This is a genomic window from Methanobrevibacter sp. (assembly GCF_045541095.1).
Lineage (GTDB): Archaea > Methanobacteriota > Methanobacteria > Methanobacteriales > Methanobacteriaceae > Methanocatella.
Genome location: NZ_JAZQIJ010000189.1, coordinates 1 through 4,731, shown reverse-complemented (window position 1 = coordinate 4,731; position 4,731 = coordinate 1). Strand labels below are relative to the sequence as shown.

The following is a 4,731-nucleotide window of genomic DNA, read 5'->3' as shown; positions in this document are numbered from 1 at the left end:
AAGTTTAAAAAAGCAAAACATTAACATTTTTGTCTGAACCCATGGGACGAGGGAGATAGCCTAGGATAATATCAAATAACCAACGATATATAATAAAAAACCTAGGAATCCTCAACTTCAATAAGTTGAGGTAGTTCAAATTCAAAACCAGATTTCATCAAAAAATTTCTAATCACCAATTTTTTTTTTAAATGAGGGTCTCATTTCCATTAAGTTTATATAACTTATAAAACAGAAATAGTTGCATATCTATTTGTGATACTAAAAAATTATATTTTATATAATTTGGATTTCTGCTGTATGTAGACTTGATGCGTTACAATGCAGTTTTGATCTCTACGTTTTTTGATATAAACTCGATTTAGATAAATTTATGAATAGATTTCCAATGATTTATTAATTAAACACTTTAAAGTGTATTAAGGTGAAAAAATGAAAATACCAAAAGAAAAAAGAACATACTGTCCTCATTGTAAAAAACACACAGTGCATGAAGTTCACACTGCTAAAAAAAGGAAAGCTAGTGAATTAACCTGGGGACAAAGACAATTCAGACGTGTAACTGCTGGGTACAGAGGTTATCCAAGGCCTTTACCTGCTGGAAACAAACCAGTTAAAAAATTAGACTTAAGACTTAAATGTAAAGAATGTGGTAAATCTCACATCAAACAATCTTTCAGAACAGGAAAACCTGAATTCGTAGCTAAATAGGTGATTAACATGGTTAGTAAAGGTAGAGGAAACTTTTTAAAAGTTAAATGTTTAGATTGTGACAATGAGCAAGTAATTTTTGACCGTGCAGCATCAGACGTAAAATGTATTATCTGTGGTAAAACACTCGTAAAATCCCGTGGTGCTAAAGCTAAAATTACTGCACATATTGAAAAAGTTTTAAACTAGATTCCTAGTTTTCAACTTATTTTTTACTATTTTTTTATAATTTTTATTGATGTTGGTGAGAGTATGGTTAGAAAAAGTCAAGAATGGCCTGATGAAGGAGAACTTATTGTAGGTACAGTTTACAAAGTTCTTAATTATGGGGCTTTTGCTAAATTAGAAGAATATCAGGGCAAAGAAGCTTTTATTCATATTTCTGAAGTATCTTCCGGTTGGGTTAAAAATATCAGAGACCACGTAAGGGAAAACCAAAAAATCGTTTGCCGTGTTCTTAGAGTAAACCCTAAAAAAGGACATGTTGACGCATCCTTGAAAAGAATCCGTGAAGATCAAAGAACTAAAAAAATCCAACATTGGAAAATTGAGCAAAAAGCTGAAAAATTCTTAGAATTGGCTGCTAAATCCTTAGATAAAGATTTGGATACAGCTTATGATGAAGTGGGATATGAACTTATGGACATCTTCGGAGATGTTTATGGTGCATTTGAAACCGCTTCTGATGAAGGTGCAGAATCCCTTACTGAAGAAGGAATCCCTCAAGATTGGGCGGATGCTATTACTGAAGTAGCTAAGAAAAACATCACTCCTCCTGAAGTACACATCAGCGGATATGTTGACATTGAAACTTTTGTACCTAACGGTGTTGAAATCATCATTGCAGCACTCAAGGCTGCTGAAGACAATGGTGATGACGAAGAGGAAATCAAGGTTCAATGTGTAGGAGCACCAAGATACAGGATTACTGTAAAATCTACTGATTATTTATTAGCAGAAAAAGCACTCAAAGCTGCTGCTGATAGATGCATTGCAGTTGTTGAAGAATCTGAAGGAAATGGTTCATTTTTAAGAGAATTAGATAATTAGATTCTTATGAATATGAAAATGAATAAATGTCCTGAATGTGGTATTTATACTTTAAAAGATGCTTGCCCTAAATGCGGAGGCAAGCTTAAAGTAATTTATCCTCCGAAATTTTCAGTTGAGGATAAATACGGTAAATATAGACGTATACTAAAAAAAGAATCAATGAAGGAGTAATTGGGTATGCAAACTACAGAAATAACTGTTTTGGAAGACATTGAATTAAACAACCCTATTTTTATAGAAGCATTGCCTGGTCTTGGCCATGTGGGTAAATTAGCTGCTGATCATATGATTGATGAATTGGGAGCTGTCAAATTTGCGGAAATTTATTCTCCAACATTTCCTCCTCAAGTCATTGTCAAAGATGAGGGAATAATTGAGAATATGAGAAATGAGCTATATTACTTAAGAGATGTTGGTGAAGATAACTTGGATTTGATTATTCTTGTAGGAAATACTCAATCATTATCCCCTGAAGGTCAATATTTGACCTGTAAGGAAATTTTAGACTTTGTCAAACAGTATGACATTACCAGAATCTTCACATTGGGAGGAATGGTTACAGGTCAGGCTCCTGAAGATCCTAAAGTTTTCGGAGCAGCTACTGATGAAGCTAATGTGGAATTACTGAAAGAAGCCGACATTGAAATTAGAGCCAATGACGGTGGAATTGTCGGTGCTTCCGGTTTATTCTTAGGTTTGGGTGTTCGTCAAGGAATTTACGGTTCCTGTCTTATGGGCGAAACTCCAGGTTACTTTATTGATGCTCCAGCGGCCGAAGCTATTTTAAACAAACTGTCCGTAATTCTTAATTTTGAAATTAACATTGACAAATTAGAAGAAAGAGCTGAAGAAACCAGACAAATGATTGCCAAAGCTCAACAAATGGAACAGGATATGATTAATAAGGCTAATGCTGGAAATGCTGATGATTTAAGATATATTGGATAATTTCAATATATTTTTATTTTACTTTTTTTTATGAATGTTATAGTCGTTCCCGACGCTTCGATGATTGTCATTCCGTTAATCGAAAAGAACGGACACACCTATTTGTCACCTTCAAACTTTTCCCGATATGACAATATGGGCATCTGCGAGGGTGAGTTTAGTTTTGATAATCTGATTAACAGATATGCCTCCAGTGAACTTCCGTCAGGCATTCAGGGAAGGCTTTTTTTATTTTCACAAGTTATCCGGAAAGCCGATGCGGCAATCATCCTTGGGAGGAGGCCTAAAAATTATACTCGAATGTATAATTCGTTAAATGATTTAATTCTGTTTGGTGGAAATGCCTGCAACAATGCCCATAGCCTTGAAGTCAAAATAGTCAATGATTTGGATATTCCAACACTTAAACTCGCATTTCCGAAAAATAAAGAACAGCTTATCGCACTGATTGATAAGACAAACTCTTTTTTACAAAATCTTGACGGGGATTCCAATCCTGATGATTTGGGAGTTGATTTAAAACCTAGAAAAGATAAATTGCCCGTTTTTGATGTTAAAAGGATTTTGGATAAGTTCATATAATAAAAATTTCTAACAATTAACCATGTTGGTAAATGCTGATTTTCATGTTCACAGTTGCTTTTCAATGGCATCCTCAAAGGACATGCTGATAAAGAATATGGCTCCAAAATCCAAATTGAAAGGTTTGCAGCTTTTGGGAACAGGGGATGCTTTCCATCCGAAATGGCTTGATATCGTTGAGGAAAGCACATCATATTTGGGTGATGGAATCTATACGTCTCATGGGATGGATTTTGTATTGACATGTGAAGTTGAGGGGAAAAATAAGATTCATCATTTGATTATTATTCCGGATATGGATGCCGCAAGGGAACTGTCCGAAAAGTTGCCTTCAAAAAACAAACATCATGATGGCCGTCCGAAAACCCATCTGGGAGGGGCCGAGCTTTTAGATTTGGTTCGTGATTATGATTGTTTAATCGGTCCTGCACATGCATTCACTCCCTGGACAGGAATGTATAAGTCTTTTGAAAGCATTTATGACTGTTATGAAAAAAAGCCGGACTTTGTTGAACTTGGTCTTTCGGCAGATACATTTATGGCCGATACAATAAGTGAATTGAAGGATTTTGTTTTTTTATCAAATTCCGATGCCCACTCTCCATGGCCCCACAGGTTGGGTAGGGAGTTTAATCAAATCGAGCTTGAAGATATTTCATTTTCATCAATCAAAAAGGCAATAAAAAACAGGGATGTTAAAGCAAATTATGGTCTTATTCCGAACCTTGGAAAGTATCATATGACCGCATGCACCAAGTGCCATAAATTGGTCGATCCGTTAATTGCAAAAGAAAATAAAATGAAATGTGACTGCGGAGGTAGAATTAAAAAGGGTGTTGATTTCAGAATTTCTGAAATAGCTGATTTCAGTGAACCCAAACACCCGGATTTCAGGCCGGATTATGTCCATTTAATGCCTCTTGCCGAACTCATTTCAACGGTATATGATAAAGGCGTCACAACAAAAACAGTTCAAAACATCTGGCAAAAATTGGTTGATACTTTTGAAACTGAGATAGATGTATTAATTAACACTCCAATAGATGAAATTAAAAAAGTTGATTCTGAAGTTTCCTTAGCTATTGCTGCCTTTAGAAACGGTACTTTGGAGGTTATTCCTGGTGGTGGAGGAAAATACGGTGAAATCCTATTCAAAAAGCCTGAAAAAGAAAAAACACTAACTCTTGATAATTTTTAAAAAATTAAAATACGGACTTGGAGGGATTTGAACCCTCGATCTTAAGATTAGGAGTCTTACGCCCTTCCAGACTAGGCTACAAGCCCATAATTATGTTAATTTTCGTGAAAAATTTCTGAAAAAAAGTCGATTGTATTTAAGCGGACCCGCCGGGATTTGAACCCGGGACCTTCGGATTAGAAGTCCGACGCCCTATCCAGCTAGGCTACGGGCCCCCACATATACAACAATAATAACTT

7 protein-coding genes and 2 tRNA genes are annotated in these 4,731 nt (G+C 35.5%); 7 read left to right on the top strand and 2 right to left on the bottom strand.

The features are described from left to right. The first annotated feature begins 432 nt into the window (after positions 1-432). The 7 genes from ACKI2P_RS07835 (at position 433) to ACKI2P_RS07805 (ending at position 4,492) form a co-directional block, all read left to right on the top strand. Complete coding sequence (locus ACKI2P_RS07835) at positions 433-711, top strand: 50S ribosomal protein L44e (protein WP_178786115.1); 279 nt, start codon at positions 433-435, stop codon at positions 709-711. A gap of 9 nt (positions 712-720) precedes the next feature. Continuing rightward, positions 721-900, top strand: a complete 180-nt coding sequence (locus tag ACKI2P_RS07830; RefSeq protein WP_067044971.1) for a 30S ribosomal protein S27e — start codon at positions 721-723, stop codon at positions 898-900. A 63-nt stretch (positions 901-963) separates the two neighbouring features. Beyond that, on the top strand, positions 964-1,761 hold the full coding sequence (locus ACKI2P_RS07825; protein ID WP_407376574.1) for a translation initiation factor IF-2 subunit alpha: 798 nt from the start codon (positions 964-966) through the stop codon (positions 1,759-1,761). A gap of 6 nt (positions 1,762-1,767) precedes the next feature. Then, positions 1,768-1,935 (top strand): RNA-protein complex protein Nop10, encoded by a 168-nt coding sequence (locus ACKI2P_RS07820; RefSeq protein ID WP_292751336.1) that lies wholly within the window; start codon positions 1,768-1,770, stop codon positions 1,933-1,935. Positions 1,936-1,941: 6 nt separating this feature from the next. After that, complete coding sequence (locus tag ACKI2P_RS07815; protein ID WP_407376572.1) at positions 1,942-2,712, top strand: proteasome assembly chaperone family protein; 771 nt, start codon at positions 1,942-1,944, stop codon at positions 2,710-2,712. Positions 2,713-2,742: 30 nt separating this feature from the next. Then, positions 2,743-3,294, top strand: a complete 552-nt coding sequence (locus ACKI2P_RS07810; protein ID WP_407376570.1) for a DUF2112 family protein — start codon at positions 2,743-2,745, stop codon at positions 3,292-3,294. 22 nt (positions 3,295-3,316) lie between these two features. After that, positions 3,317-4,492, top strand: coding sequence for a TIGR00375 family protein (locus tag ACKI2P_RS07805; protein ID WP_407376568.1), 1,176 nt, complete (start codon positions 3,317-3,319; stop codon positions 4,490-4,492). Positions 4,493-4,504: 12 nt separating this feature from the next. On the opposite strand, the gene ACKI2P_RS07800 is transcribed toward ACKI2P_RS07805, so the two are convergent. Both ACKI2P_RS07800 and ACKI2P_RS07795 read right to left on the bottom strand, forming a co-directional pair. After that, positions 4,505-4,578: transfer RNA gene (locus tag ACKI2P_RS07800), tRNA-Arg, on the bottom strand. A 55-nt stretch (positions 4,579-4,633) separates the two neighbouring features. After that, positions 4,634-4,707: transfer RNA gene (locus ACKI2P_RS07795), tRNA-Arg, on the bottom strand. Between the last annotated feature and the right edge of the window lie 24 nt (positions 4,708-4,731).